The 13,344-nt window shown below is 68.8% G+C and carries 11 protein-coding genes; 4 read left to right on the top strand and 7 right to left on the bottom strand.

The genetic code is table 11. The features are described from left to right. Positions 1-253: 253 nt before the first annotated feature. From ACTWPV_RS47060 to ACTWPV_RS47080, 5 genes are all read right to left on the bottom strand, one after another. Positions 254-2,644 carry a PEP/pyruvate-binding domain-containing protein gene (locus ACTWPV_RS47060; protein WP_443156824.1) on the bottom strand — a complete coding sequence of 797 codons (2,391 nt, stop codon included), beginning with the start codon at positions 2,642-2,644 and terminating at the stop codon, positions 254-256. Then, positions 2,550-3,032, bottom strand: a complete 483-nt coding sequence (locus tag ACTWPV_RS47065) for a MarR family winged helix-turn-helix transcriptional regulator (protein ID WP_443156825.1) — start codon at positions 3,030-3,032, stop codon at positions 2,550-2,552. Before ACTWPV_RS47065 ends, ACTWPV_RS47060 begins: the two co-directional genes overlap by 95 nt. 729 nt (positions 3,033-3,761) lie before the next feature. Beyond that, positions 3,762-4,982: a glycosyltransferase gene (locus ACTWPV_RS47070; protein ID WP_443156826.1), complete on the bottom strand. Its 1,221-nt coding sequence runs from the start codon at positions 4,980-4,982 to the stop codon at positions 3,762-3,764. A gap of 156 nt (positions 4,983-5,138) precedes the next feature. After that, positions 5,139-6,368: a cation:proton antiporter gene (locus ACTWPV_RS47075; RefSeq protein WP_443156827.1), complete on the bottom strand. Its 1,230-nt coding sequence runs from the start codon at positions 6,366-6,368 to the stop codon at positions 5,139-5,141. Positions 6,369-7,025: 657 nt separating this feature from the next. Beyond that, a complete protein-coding gene (locus tag ACTWPV_RS47080) occupies positions 7,026-7,940 on the bottom strand; it encodes an NAD(P)-dependent oxidoreductase (RefSeq protein ID WP_443156828.1) in 915 nt (304 codons plus the stop codon). A gap of 104 nt (positions 7,941-8,044) precedes the next feature. On the opposite strand from ACTWPV_RS47080, the gene ACTWPV_RS47085 reads away from it, so the two are divergent. The 3 genes from ACTWPV_RS47085 (at position 8,045) to ACTWPV_RS47095 (ending at position 10,128) form a co-directional block, all read left to right on the top strand. Then, positions 8,045-8,371 (top strand): MerR family transcriptional regulator, encoded by a 327-nt coding sequence (locus tag ACTWPV_RS47085; RefSeq protein WP_443156829.1) that lies wholly within the window; start codon positions 8,045-8,047, stop codon positions 8,369-8,371. A gap of 152 nt (positions 8,372-8,523) precedes the next feature. Further along, positions 8,524-8,742, top strand: a complete 219-nt coding sequence (locus ACTWPV_RS47090) for a hypothetical protein (protein ID WP_443156830.1) — start codon at positions 8,524-8,526, stop codon at positions 8,740-8,742. Between the two features lie 888 nt (positions 8,743-9,630). After that, the gene (locus tag ACTWPV_RS47095; protein WP_443156831.1) at positions 9,631-10,128 is read left to right on the top strand and encodes a hypothetical protein; all 498 of its coding nucleotides are present in this window, start codon (positions 9,631-9,633) and stop codon (positions 10,126-10,128) included. Here the strand turns inward: ACTWPV_RS47095 and ACTWPV_RS47100 are convergent. Then, a complete protein-coding gene (locus ACTWPV_RS47100; RefSeq protein WP_443156832.1) occupies positions 10,085-11,065 on the bottom strand; it encodes a PucR family transcriptional regulator in 981 nt (326 codons plus the stop codon). The genes ACTWPV_RS47095 and ACTWPV_RS47100 overlap by 44 nt on opposite strands. Before the next feature lie 274 nt (positions 11,066-11,339). On the opposite strand from ACTWPV_RS47100, the gene ACTWPV_RS47105 reads away from it, so the two are divergent. Continuing rightward, positions 11,340-11,516, top strand: coding sequence for a hypothetical protein (locus ACTWPV_RS47105; protein WP_443156833.1), 177 nt, complete (start codon positions 11,340-11,342; stop codon positions 11,514-11,516). A 3-nt stretch (positions 11,517-11,519) separates the two neighbouring features. On the opposite strand, the gene nhaA is transcribed toward ACTWPV_RS47105, so the two are convergent. Then, the gene (nhaA, locus tag ACTWPV_RS47110; RefSeq protein WP_443156834.1) at positions 11,520-12,935 is read right to left on the bottom strand and encodes a Na+/H+ antiporter NhaA; all 1,416 of its coding nucleotides are present in this window, start codon (positions 12,933-12,935) and stop codon (positions 11,520-11,522) included. Positions 12,936-13,344: the final 409 nt, after the last annotated feature.

Here is a 13,344-nt window from a genome sequence, read left to right on the forward strand (position 1 = left end):
ACTACGGTGAGCACGGGTGTGCCTTCCCGACCGACGTTGGCGCGTCGGCCTTATCTCGAAACCTTGATCAGATGATTCGGGAAGGTACACCCCTTCCCGTCAGATCCACAGGTTTCGATCATTGCTCGACATGGCGCGGGAGAAGGCGACAGCCGCAGGGGCGCGCCACCTTCATCCGGAAGGGACATCTCACAAGCGAGACTTGACCCGCCTGGGAAGCGACGTCCAGTCGGCGACCGGATCGAACCCCTGGTCAACCCTCGTCTATGCGCACGGTCCCCGCGGCGCCGTCGATGGTGATGAGCTGCCCGGTTTTGATCTCGTGGGTGGCGTTGCGCACGCAGATGACGGCGGGGATGCCGTATTCCCTGGCGACGGTCGGGCCGTGCGCGACCGGGGAGCCGGTCTCGGTGACCAGGCCCGCCGTGGTCAGGAAGAGCGGCGTCCAGCCGGGGTCGGTGGTGGGTGCGACGAGGATCTCGCCGGGCTCGATGTGCGCGTCGGCCGGGTCGCGGATCACGCGCGCCCTTCCGGTCGCCCGACCCGCCGCTCCGGCCATGCCGGTGAGCACTCCGTCCTCCGTGGGGCCTTGCGGCGCGAGCGCCTCCACGTCGGTGCCGTCGGACAGCAGCGCTCCAGGTACGGCGGGCCGTCGCAGTTCGCGCTCGTACTCGGCCCGACGGGCCGCGATCAAGGGTCGGAGATCCGCGCCCTGAACGGCCTGGCGTGCCTCGACCAGGTCGAGGAACATGATGTCGTCCGGTTGCTCGAACAACTCCTCGCCGACGAGCAGCAGTTGCTTCCGCGCGGCCTGCAGCGGGATCAGCCAGGCGAACTTGCCGATCTCGCGCAGGCCGGTGAGCTCGCGTGACCTGCGCATGAGGAAGGTCGCGACCCTGCCGCGGATCGGCCGTTTGCGTCGGGCGCGCCGCGCCAGCGCGGTGAGCATGCGCTCGGCTCTCGCCGCTGTCTGCTCGAACCGCCGGTCCGGTGCCTGGCCGGGGTCGTCCACGCGCAGGTAGTTGGCGATCGTGGAGAACAGCGGGGCCTGGTCCTCCGCCCACCGTGGCGTACCGACGTCGATCTCGGCGGCGGCGCGCATGCCGTACTTGTCGAGGAACGCGGCCATGCCGATGTCGGGCAGGTCGCCTTCCCGGTAGCGGGCGGCGAGTTCAGCCGTGGGGGTGGTCGCGAACAGGTCGCGGTGCTCGCGCGCCTTCACCGCGAGCTTCCACAGGGCCAGGTCCATCTCCGTGGTCACGTTGTACGGCATGCCGCCGAGAACGGTGTCCAGCTCCTCCTCGGTGGCCACGCCCTCGAGCAGAGCGGCCGGAGCGGTGCCTGCCATGATGCCGGCGACCAGCGGCCACATGATCCCCTGCATGTCCAGGGTCATGACCGCCTTGTGCGCGTCCTCCGCCGCCCAGCGCAGCCGCTCGGCGGCGGTCGCGTTCTTCCCGGGCGGGACGGTCAGTCGCCTGATCTTCTCGACTCCACGGTAGGCCTTGGCCCGCGCGGCCTCCGGCCGGGCCAGGGCGGAGACGAGCCCGGCGACGGCTCGGGGCGCGATGAGCGCCGTCGCCCTGATGACCGTGCGCATCCTGAACGGCAGGCCGGGCCGCGGGGCGAAGCGCGGATCGTGCAGCATCCGCTGCACCGCGCCCTGCACGCGCGGACCGTACACCTCCAGTGAAGCTCCCAGCCGTTTGCGAATCGCCTTGTTGCGCAGGAAGTCGGTCAGGTCGAAATAGAGCCTGCCGCCGATGGGAACCATCCGGGGCAGCGGATCACGCTGATCGAGCTTCGCGCCGACCGCTTCGAACCACGGGGCGGCGCCGGCCTTGAGTATCGACACCCCCATCGGGGTCATCGGCCGCAGCATGCCCTGGATGTGTCCGAACTCCAGGTAGAGCCGGGGCTCGCCGGTCGCGGGCGGCGCCGGGAACAGGGTCGTGATCGGGCGGGACTGCAGTAACCACAGCGTGCCGTCTCGATCGATGGCCCACTCGATGTCCTGCGGCGACCCGAAGTGCTCCCGCAACCGCAGCCCTGCCGTACGCAGGTCCTCCAGCCAGCCGTCCTGGACGGCATCGTCGTCGAATTCGTAGTGGTCGGGCACCACGGACCCGTCGACGATCGCGGTGCCGAGTCCTTTCGCGGCGTCGACGACCATCTGGGTGCGACGCCCGGTGATCGGGTTGGCCGTGAACAGCACGCCGGCCCGCTCGGGGTCGACCATCCGCTGCACCACGACGGCCATCGCCGCGTCCTCGATGCCGGCGTTGGCCCGGTAGGACACGGCGCGCTCGTTGTGCAGGGAGTCCCAGCAGCGGCGGACGGCGTCGATCAGCGCTTGGCCGCCCTCGACGTTGAGGTAGGTGTCCTGCTGCCCGGCGAAACTGGCCTGAGGGAGGTCTTCGGCGGTGGCGCTTGAGCGCACCGCCACCTTGCCGCCGCCGAGTCGCTCGTAGGCCTCGACCAGCTCTGCCTCCGGGACCTCTCCAGTCGCATGGGCTTCGACGGTCACGCAGAAGCCGTCAGGGACCCGCTCACCTGCCTTGATCATCTCCCCCAGCCCGGCGGCCTTCCCGCCCACCAGGTCGACCATCGAGGCGTCGATCTGAGACAGTTGGATCAGCTTCATCCCGTACCCTCCTCGCAGCCTTGGCGAAAAGCTCCAGCGCCTGGAGCACGATCTGCTGCTCCTGCTCGGTGAAGTGCTCCCAGAGCCGCATCTGCGCATCGACCCTGACCCGGCGGATCCGTTGCAGCAACGCGGTGCCCTGCTCACTCACCCGGATCCTGCGGGCGCGGCGATCCCGCTCGTCCTCATACCGTTCCACGAGCCCGCGCCGCACCAGCCCGTCGACGATCCGGCTGGTCCGCGAGTCGGAACGGCCGATCAGGGCGGCCAGTTCCTTGACCGTGGGCTCCTCACCGCGGTCGAGCACCTGCAGCATGACGTTGTCGATCAGCCGCAGGTCGTCGTCTTCATGGACGTGCAGCAGCGAGGGCAGCAGGTCGCGCTGCATCGCGGCGAGCAGCTGCTGAACGTGGTTACGTGTATTCATCTGCTTTTCCGCATTAGATGCTAACTAGCAGGCAAATTAGCACGTAGGCGGGCGCCCGTCCATCCTCCTGGGGTCCCCAGCAGCGATGAGGAAAGTTTCACCGGATATACCGCTGAACTGCGATAGCGCCGGAGCTCGCGCCTGAGGTCTCGAAAGTGGCCGGCCCGGCGAACATCGGCAACTACCCTGGCAGGCCTCGGGATCGAGGCCACCGCCGGGTTCGGCGTCGACCACACCGGACTGCACGCCACCGACGAACGTGTCCGCCTCGGCTCCATCCCGCCGGTCCAACCGCCTACCATCACGCGCTGCTCACCCTCCCGCATCCCGCCCGCGCTCGCCGCCGACCTTGCGCGCGCGCCGGATTCGGTCTCATCGCCGAACCCGGTATCGGAGCGGGCGTCGGCATCACCGATGACGCCTGCGGTCGCTACGCTGCGGTTTGATCTGCGGTGGAAGGCCGTCTGCGGGCTGGGACTGTTGTTTGACATCCTCCCCCGCCTGAAGGCGGGGATCTCCTCGGAGGTATCCGATGAACCGTGCGGTGAAACAGGACGGAGCCGACGACAACGTTGCATCTTCGATGTGGCGGCGGCCTTCCCCGAGCCTGCTCAGGGAAGGCCGCGCTGATCGCGGCCGTCGGCATTGAGCACGATCAGGACCAAAGAAGATCGAATATCACGACGGTGCTCAGGAACGGGAGTTGACGCAGCCAGCGACGCGAGCCACGGCGGCGGCGACGCCGTTTTCAGCGCCGACGTGTCCGGCCAGCATACGGGCGGCCGGCGCCAGCTCCGCCGCGTTCTCAATGGCGGCGGCCAACCGGGCGGCGGTGAGACGGCCGCGCAACGGAGCTGGGGCGACGCCGAGGTGGTGCAGGCGGGCGGCCCAGAACGGCTGATCGCCGACGAACGGGCGGACCACCTGAGGCACCCCCGCGCGCAGGGCCGCCGCGGCCGTGCCGACGCCTCCGTGGTGGACGGCGACGGCGACGCGTGGCAGCAACCAGTCGTGCGGAGCCTCCTCTATCACCAGGACATCGTTCGCGACCGCACCCGGCCGTAGCGCTCCCCATCCAGTGGCCAGCACGGCCCGACGCCCCACCAGCCGGACCCCCTCCAGAACCGCGGCGGTCAACGACTCGGGATCATCGGTGATCGAGCTGCCGAAGCCCACGTAGACGGGCGGTTCGCCCTGATTCAAAAAGCGGCTCAGCCGCTCGGGCGGAGTCCAGGTGTCGTCCGCAGGCGTCGTCCAGAACCCGAGGGGGCGAGCGGACGCGGGCCAGTCGGCAGGCGCGGGCAGCAGATGCGGGCTCCAGGCGTGCAGCACGGTGCCCGACTTGACCAGTTCGGCCATCGGCAGGAAGCCGTCCTGCAGGCCCAGCGCCTCGGCTCGCCACGTGCGGATGGTGCTCCGGTACGGGGCCTCGATCGCGGCGGCGACCCGCCAGCTCGCCCGGTTGAGCGGGCCTGGCGGCCGGATCGGGAAGATCGGAGAAGGAAAGGCGGACGTGGGCACGTACAGAGGGATGAGCAGACCGGCGAGCGCCGGGACGCCGAGCTTCTCTGCGACGTAGGGCCCGCCGAGAGACTTGGGGTGGTACACGACGACATCAGCCGGACGTGCCGCGAGCGCTGCCTGATCGTCCAGGAGGCGGCGCAGCATCGGCCTGACCGATCGCGCGGCGGTGATGGCCGCGCGCACGCCCTGCCCCTTGACCGAGCCCTGCAGTGCGAACATCTCGTCGCTGAGCGGCGCGAACTCCACCCCACACCCGGCCACGAGCGGCTCGAACCGGCGGGGCGCGGCCAGGACCGGCCGGTGCCCAGCGTCCAACAGCCCGCGCGCCAGCGCCATGAACTGCTGGACGTCTCCACGGCTGCCCACGCTGATCAGCAACGGTCTCATTGCTTGTCGCTCTGTTCGTCCCACCCGCCCAGCCGTCCGGCTCGATCACCACTGTGTAGGGCAGAGCCCCGTTCCCTCCGTCGATCCGCGCTCATGAGGGCCATTGTATCAATTTGTTCGGATCAATCCGAACAAATCGATGGCTTGCTCGCGGGCTCATGACGGGGCATCCTCCTGGGCTCGTCCGCGGAGCCGGCGTGCAACACCGAACCAGGCGGGCACGTCACGCTCGTCGTCGAAGCCACGGGCCACCACGATGTCGGTGGAGGAATGCAGGAAGATCGAAAGGACGATCGTCACCGCGACGAGCTGGAAGACGTTCTGGGCCGCGCTGATGCCGGAGGCGAGGACGATCAGCCCGTAGACGACGGAGGCGAAGCCCTTAGGGCCGAACCAGGCCACCGCGGCTTGCTCCCGTACGCTGAGCCCGGAACCGAGGAACGACACCCAGATCGCCACCGGCCGGGCCAGCACCAGCGCCAGGATCGCGAACAGCCAGCCCTGCCAGCCGACCGAGCCGAGCAGGGCGGGAGTGATGAGCGCGCCGAACACCAGCAGCGCCGCCAGCTTCAGCAGCTCGGCGATGAGCTCGCCGAAATGTTCGAACGACTCGCGCTGCCGCTCGCCGAAGGTGGCGACCGTGATCCCCGCGGCGAAGGCCGCCAGGAAGAGGTTGCCGTGTGTGGCCTTGCCCACCGCCAGCACCAGCAGGCCGATGGCCAGGCCGTTGAGTGGTTCGTACTGGGTGGAGGCGGAGAACCAGCGGGTCTGCTCCAGCTTGATCGCCAGCCACGGGATGGCCACCCCGATCACGATGCCGAGGCCCAGTTCGAGACTGAGCTCACCCAGATGCAGGTCCTCCGAGCCGGCTGCGACGGCCAGGAACACCATCACGAACGGCAGCGCCAGGCCGTCATTGACGCCCGACTCAACGTTCAGCAGCTGCCGCAGCCGGGGCGGCACCTTGTCGTTGCCGACCAGCGCGGCGGCGAACACCGGGTCGGTCGGCGCCAGGATCGCGCCGATCAGCAGCGACTCGACCCACCCGAGACCGAGCAGGTAATGGGCGGCCAGCGCGGTGATGATCAGCGTGAGCGGCAGCCCCCACCCCAGTGCCCGGCCGGGCAGACGCCAAGCGCCACGCAGGTCCTTCCAGCCGACCCGCATGCCGTCGGTGAACAGCACGGCGAACAGCGCCAGCTCCGCCAGCGTGGCCACCAGATCGTCGCCGGGCCGCAGTGACACTACGCTCAGCGCGCCATCACCGAGCACGAACCCGGCCACCAGGAACAGGGCCGCCGTGGACAGGATGGTGCGGTGGGCCAGGCTGGACAACAGCACGGCCACCATCAGCATGCCCGCGAACGCAAGCGACAGCGCACCCATCAGCTGGCCCCTCCTTTGTGACACACACCGACGAATGCCACAGGCCGAACCTGCCGGCTCACCACGCAGACCGCGACAGAGCCACCCCGGCCCGGATGGCGATCCGAGGGTCCTGTCGCTCGGCTGGTCTCGGAGGCCAATGCCTCCCCGGCATCGGTGACACCGGCCGGCACGCTCCCGGCGCCGACAGCCGGGCGGCCTCGATGACGAAGTACGGGCGATGATCGGGGGAGGACGGCAAAGAACTCGCTGGTGTGCACACCAGGCCCCCTCTACACGATCGGCGACAGAACTGCCGACCAGACTTCCCGGCGCACCTGCAGGGAACCTATCAGGACGCGTCAAGACGGGCGCGGCAGAGGGGCGGTCGGTGCCGTCTGGCGCCGCTCGGCCGTCGGCGGCGCTCCCGGTCCCGTTGGTCGGGGAGCTTGGGGAACTCGCGGCCCATGAAGGCGTACATGGGGGTCGGGGACTCTACTGACGTGTAACAACGCAAGGGTCGAACCGCAGGTCAGTGGAGGGTTTCTCTGTCAGGATGATTGACGGGCTGGGACGCTCGGGTTGGGCAGGAGATCGCGGTGTCCAAGGATGCAGTGCTGCGCGGCATAACCAACCTCAGCAGCCTATCTCGGGATATCCGCCTGATTTTCCCGAGTACTACGGTAACCCCGTGTGGCCGCGGCTGAGGAACTCGGCGAGGCGGGCGGCGGAGTCGCCTCCGTGGCCGGCTGACACCGCAGCGTCGACGGCGTTCTTGGCGGCCTGGGTGACGGCCGGGGAGACCCCGTCCTCCTCCAACGCGTGAATGATGTGGCCCAGGCTCGCGGTGACCGAGGTCAGCAAGGCTGATTCCGCCTCTGAGAAACGCCCGGCGTCAATATCGGCCGCGAGTCCGGGCAGCAGGTCGGCGACCAGACCCGCCATCTGCTGGGCGTGCGGTGCCAGCGCGGTGGCCGGCACGTTCTGCCGCGCCGCGAGCGCGAAGGAGTGCATCAGACCGGCGATCGAGGTCCAGAACAGGTTCAGCAAGGCGACGTCGAAGCTCGCCGCCCTGCCGGGATCGTCCCCGAGATGGACCGCCGCGCCGCCCAGCGCCGCCAGGGTGTGGCGGTGGCGGTCGAAGAGGACGGCGGGCCCGCTGTAGAGAATGCGGGTCGCCTGCGTACCGATGGCCGCCGCCGGAGTCACGATCGAGCCATCGAGGTAGCGCACGCCCAAGTCGCCCGCCTTGGCGGCCAGCTCGCGCGTGCGCCCCGGCCCTTCGGACGTGAGATTCACCAGTGTGGTGGCGGGCAGCCGTGACCGGCCCGACTCCGCCAGCGCCCGGTCGAGGATGGCGTCCACCGCGTTCGCGTCGATGACGCAGACGATGACCATCTCGGCAGCGTCGAGCGCGCTCAGCGGGCTGTCGGCCCAGACGGCCCCGCGGGCGAGAAGCTCGCCGGCCTTACTGGCGGTCCGGTTCCACACCGTGGTCGGGTGACCGGCGGTGAGGAACGCCGCAGCGATGGCTCGTCCCATGGGCCCCATCCCCAGAACGGTCACCGGCGCAGGCGAGAGTTGCTGAGTCACTGTCGTGTTCTCCCATCATTCGAGGACGCCGGGGTGCCCGGCGCGTCTCCGTTAAGCTAAAGCTTCACGTTGACGTGAAGGTCAAGTCTGAGAGGCAGCGACGGGTGCAGATCGGTGCTCTGGCACGGCGCGCAGGCGTGAGCCCTCGCGCGTTGCGCTATTACGAGGAGAAAGGACTGTTGGTTCCCGGGCGAACGGCCGGCGGCTACCGCGTTTACACCGAAGAACACGTCGAATCGGTGCGCCGCATCCGAATCCTGCTCGCGGCAGGCCTCAACAGCGACATGGTCAGAGAGATCCTGCCCTGCATGGTCAACGTCCGACGGACGTTCCTGTTCACCGGCGTGGTCACCGTCGGCCGCCACCTGGGGAAGCGCTACGGAAATCACCTCCGGCACCAACTGCGTCGGCAGCGTCACCGATCTCGGTAACCCTCATGTACGTGACAACAGACCGTTGTCACGTACATGAGCGATCACGAGTCGGCGGCGAGCACGGCATCGGCCCGCCGGACCGCTGCGCGACTCCGGCACGTTTTCCAGTACATCGCCGCGCCCGGTCTCGCACCGGCGCGGCGGCCGGCATGAGCACCGCGGCGCGGGCCGCTTCCTGGAAGGTCACCGCTCTGCGCGGCGAGCACGCCGATCTCACCGCGGCCGCCGACGCCTACCTGTCCACCACCCGCGTCGACAACCCCAACACCCACCGCGCCTACGCCTCGGCCATCGATCGCACCATCACCCAGTTCGGAGCCGATCGACACCTGGCCGACGTCACGACAGCGAGAGAGGCCAGGCCCTGACCGAGCTGTGGGGCAGCCGCGCACCGGCCACTTGGCGCAACCGCGCCGCCGTCGCCTCCTGGCTCACCTGGTGCCGCACCAAGAAGGACTGGCCCGCCCCTCGGTCCTCGCCGAGGCGGAACGCCGCAAGGAAACCCCGACGAGACCCGGGCCGTAGCCAAGACGACCACCCACCGGCTGCTGTCGCCGCCGCGACATCCCGCTCCGCGAGAAGACCCGCTGGCGGATGCTCTACGAGACCGCGGCCAGAGCTGCCGAATTCTCACTCTCAACGTCGAGGACCTCGACCTGGAGAACCGGCGCGCCCCCGTCCACTCCAAGGGCGGCTGATTTGGCTGGTGAGCAGCAGCAGCGTTTGTCGGGTCAGTTTGGACAGCACTCGAGGGCTGCTCGGGCCCGGAATGTCGGTGAGAAGTAGCAGCAGCCGGAGGCTGGGCAACTCACTTAGCGTGTTCATGTGATTGCTGACAGGGGGCAGCGGCCCGTCCTGGTGCTCGTCTCCAGCGCCAGGCGCTGATCCTCTCGGCCAGCCCCTTGAGGGACTCGACCGTGTGGTCTTGCCCGCACCGTTCGGGCCGACCAGGGCATAGATGTCACCGGGGGCGACCTGCAGGCTGAGCTCGTCGACCGCGACCCCATCCCGGTAACGCTTGGCCAGCCCGGCGGGTTCGATCGTCAGCATCCGTCCACTGTCCTCCACCGTGGCGGCCCTCGCTACGTTGCGGCCGACGGGGGACTCACCTGGCACACGGCCCGCGTGCTGTACTCCTGGTTGGACTTTGCCGCTTGACGGCAAGAATCGACGTTCATACTGGTCCGGCACGTACATTGTCCTCCCGCCACAAGGCTTGTCAGCATCGAAACTGAAAGCTTCATACGGGTGAGGGGATGATTCATATGATCGCCCGGGACCTGGCGCACGATTTTCCGGCCATGCGGTCCGACGCGAGATTGATGGACGTGCTGGCGGTCCTGGTCCGCGGCAATCTTCCCGGAGTCGTGATCCTGGACTTCTCCGGGCGTCCCCAGGCGACGCTCTCGCTGCCGAGGGTGCTCGATCTGCTGCTTCCGTGGCCGTTCCGTGAGAGCCCGAACCTGGCGAAGGTTTTCCCGGACGAGACCGGCGAGCGCATCCTGACCGAGGCGCTCCAGCGCCCGATCGGCGACCTGCTTTCCGCGCTGCCCAGCCGGGAACTTTGCCGCGTACCGGGCCACGCCACGACCTTGGAGATAGTCACCGCGATGACGCGACAGCGTAGCCCGCTGGCCACGGTGTCGGACGCCGGTGCCGGCTCCAACGTGATCTGTGCGAACCGTCTGCTCGCGCGGCTCTTGCGGGCCCTCAGCGAGGGCTCCTTGGGGCAGGGGTCCGGGTGCCGCTCATGATGGCCCCCTCGCCAGGCCAGCCCAGCAGCCGCGCGCCGAGAGTCGCCGTCTCGAGCGCGTGTCGCTGTATCGGGTTGTTCAGGTCATAGCCGGTGAGCTCGCGGATTCGCTGCAGGCGATAGGTCACCGTACGCACGCCGATGTGCAGGCGGCGTGCCGTCGTCGTTGCCACGCCCTGGGCGGCGAAGTAGGCGAACAGCGTTTCCAGCAGCGCACCGGGGCCTCCTCTGGCGGTCCGCAAGGGGCCGAGGACGGCTTCGACCAGTTCGCTGATCGCCGCGTTGTCCCTCAGCAGCACCTGCAGAACGAGCAGGTCGGACGCATGCAGGATCCGCTCGGGGAGTTCCAGGCGGTGGGCGAACGACACCACGCTGCGGGCTTCCTCGAAGGAGCGCACCACGCCGCCGAAACCGTGGTGGGTGCGGCCCACGCCGATCCGTAGCGAGGGGTCGCCGTTCATCATCTCCTGCACCGCCGCGCTGAAGGCTTCGCTCACGCCTTTCACGTAGCCGGGGGATATGCAGACCAGCAGGCCTTCCTTGGTGGCGATCAGGATGTCACGCAGGCTGAACCGGGACAGCAGGGACGCTTCCACGTGACGTGAGACTGGCCCGCCGTCGAAGAAGGGCTGTCCGGCCGCGGCGATGGCGACCACGTGGGCGCCGGCGAGGCGCAGCCCGAAGCGCTCCGCTCGCTCGGCGAGGGCACCCACGTCACGGCGTCCGTGGAGCAGGTCGTCGATGAACTCCCGGCGAAGTGCCTCCTCGCGGCGGATCATCAGGCGCTGGGCCGCCTCGTAACCCTCCACCAAAGCCACGATCGACCGGTCCGCGGCCTTGAAGACCGCTTCCCCGGCGGACCGGAGCTCCTCCGCCCGCCTGCTTCGGACGATGCCTGGCAGAGCGGGCCACGCCAGCCATGTCGCGCTCAGGTGCACATCGATGATGGCGCGCAGGGGGACGCCGTCCCGCGCCGCGGTCCCACCACATTCCCGCATGCGTGCCAGCGCGGCCGCTCCTGGGCGTCGCCCGGTCCGACTGACGTCGGCCAGCAGCGGGAGATAGTCCCTCAGCCACTGGGCAGGAACACCCCCGGCGTCAGCGCTGGCACGAGCGGCGATCTCAGCGAAAGGCAAGTGATCCGCGTGTCCGCCGGTGCCGTGCTGATGTTCCCTGTCCCAGTAATCCGTCATAGTTCCAGATTCTCCCGAAATGAGACTGTTCGGCAAGATAAGGATGGCTATAGGCCAGATTTGTCGGTTCCTGCTTACCGAAGTCCGGCAATGGGAGTTGCAGCGATCAACCGGAGAAGAAGCGGTCTGGAATGGTCCCTGCGGCGGTTCTCACGCCTATGCCGGCGACCACGGCCACGTGCTGCACACGGATTGAGGGTCACACCGGCTTGTTCCGTTGCCCGTGCCGCGCATGGTTCCCGCGACCGTGGTGGGCAGGATGGTGACGGCCGGCGCGGTTGCCATGATCGACATGGTGGTCCAGGGGAGCGACGTGGCTCTGATAGACATCAGGAATGCTGTCACCGTCCTGGTCTGCGGTCTCGGCCTCGTGCAGGCGCCGGTAGACACGGTTACGCAGGCGCAAGATCACAGACGCCAGCAGCGCTGCGGCGACAGAGCCGCCGAGCACGGCTATCTTGACGTAGTCGCCGCGCGCGCCACCGGCGCCGAAGGCCAGCTCGCCGATGAGCAGCGACACTGTGAAGCCGATGCCGGCCAGAATCGACAACCCCAGCACATCGACCCAACTCAACCCCTCGTCGAGGTGAGCACGGGTGAACCGAGCCACCAGCCAGGTCGCGACCATGATCCCGATGGGTTTGCCGACGACCAGACCGACCACGATGCCAAGGGCGACCGGGTCGCTCAGAGCGGCGAAGGCACCGTTCAGCCCACCCAGCTGCACGCCCGCCGACAAGAACGCGAACAAGGGCACCGCCACCCCGGCTGAGAGCGGCCTGAACCGGTGCTCGAAGTGCTCGGCCAATCCCGGCCCGGTTTCCGGCCCGCCTGCGCGCCGGCTGCGCATGACCGGCACGGCGAAGCCCAGCAGCACGCCGGCGACGGTGGCATGCACGCCCGAGGCGTGCACCAGAGCCCAGACCGTTATCGCCAGCGGCAGCAGCAGCCACCAGGAACGCAGCCGGTGCTGCACCAGCACGGTGAAGATCGCCAATGGAACCAGCGCCACCAGCAACGGCATCAGCGCGAGGTCGCTGGTGTAGAAGACGGCGATGATGACGATCGCCAGCAGGTCATCGACCACGGCCAGGGTCAGCAGGAACGTGCGCAGCGCCGCGGGCAGGAATCGGCCGATCACCGCGAGCACCGCCAGCGCGAAGGCGATGTCGGTCGCGGTGGGGATCGCCCAACCTGCGGCGGCGCCGTCGACGTTACGGGTGAGCAACAGGTAGAGCGCGGCCGGGACGATCACGCCTCCGAGGGCGGCGGCGACCGGCACCGCGGCCCGCCGCGGCTGGCGCAGATCCCCGGCGACGAACTCGCGTTTGAGTTCCAGGCCGGCCACGAAGAAGAAGATCGCCAGCAGCCCGTCGGCGGCCCAGGTGGCCATGTCGAGGTTCAGGTGCAGCCAGGCAGGGCCGATGGTGAAGCTGCGGACCTCCTCATAGGCGGCTGACCACGGGGAGTTGGCGCACGCCATGGCCAGTGCCGCACCCGCCAGCAGCAGGGCGCCGCCGATGGTCTCCTTGCGGAGAATGTCTGCGATGCGACGGGCTTCAGCCCAGGAGCGCCGTCCGAACAGGCGGGGTGCGCTACGCGCGGGGCCAGTCATGAATACTCCACGTTGTACGGCAGGCGGGACCTCGTCCTCCTGCGACCGAGCCGAAACGCTGCGACCGCTTCAAGGTCGTCGCCGCAAGCGGCCCGGCTCGGTGTCGGCGCTGCATCGGCTCACGCGGCTGCAGACGTTCACGCAGGTGCGACCACACCCTCGCCTGCAATCGCGACACGTGCACCTGGCAGACGCCACGTTGCGGTGCGATCCCCGGCCGGCGTCGGTGGCCATGCACCGCGACAACGACACCACGCGCGGAGGTGCCGTCGAATCTCACCCAGGCTCAACGGGACCGCATCAACAGTGAAGGTGCTGCCGCTGCTGATGTCGAAGCTGTCATGGGCCCTCACCACGCCGACATGGCCCGACTGGATGAGATCCATCCGCCTCTTGCCATGCGCGGCCC

It is taken from the genome of Nonomuraea sp. KM88, from assembly GCF_052245635.1.
In the GTDB taxonomy this organism is placed as follows: domain Bacteria; phylum Actinomycetota; class Actinomycetes; order Streptosporangiales; family Streptosporangiaceae; genus Nonomuraea.

Bases quoted from the DNA above. Each gene is read 5' to 3' on its own strand.
- ACTWPV_RS47095 (WP_443156831.1), top strand. From the start codon at position 9,631: ATGATTCATATGATCGCCCGGGACCTGGCGCACGATTTTCCGGCCATG.
- ACTWPV_RS47075 (WP_443156827.1), bottom strand. From the start codon at position 6,368: ATGGGTGCGCTGTCGCTTGCGTTCGCGGGCATGCTGATGGTGGCCGTG.
- ACTWPV_RS47070 (WP_443156826.1), bottom strand. From the start codon at position 4,982: ATGAGACCGTTGCTGATCAGCGTGGGCAGCCGTGGAGACGTCCAGCAG.
- ACTWPV_RS47060 (WP_443156824.1), bottom strand. From the start codon at position 2,644: ATGAAGCTGATCCAACTGTCTCAGATCGACGCCTCGATGGTCGACCTG.
- ACTWPV_RS47090 (WP_443156830.1), top strand. From the start codon at position 8,524: ATGAGCACCGCGGCGCGGGCCGCTTCCTGGAAGGTCACCGCTCTGCGC.
- ACTWPV_RS47105 (WP_443156833.1), top strand. From the start codon at position 11,340: ATGAGACTGTTCGGCAAGATAAGGATGGCTATAGGCCAGATTTGTCGG.
- ACTWPV_RS47065 (WP_443156825.1), bottom strand. From the start codon at position 3,032: ATGCAGCGCGACCTGCTGCCCTCGCTGCTGCACGTCCATGAAGACGAC.
- nhaA (WP_443156834.1), bottom strand. From the start codon at position 12,935: ATGACTGGCCCCGCGCGTAGCGCACCCCGCCTGTTCGGACGGCGCTCC.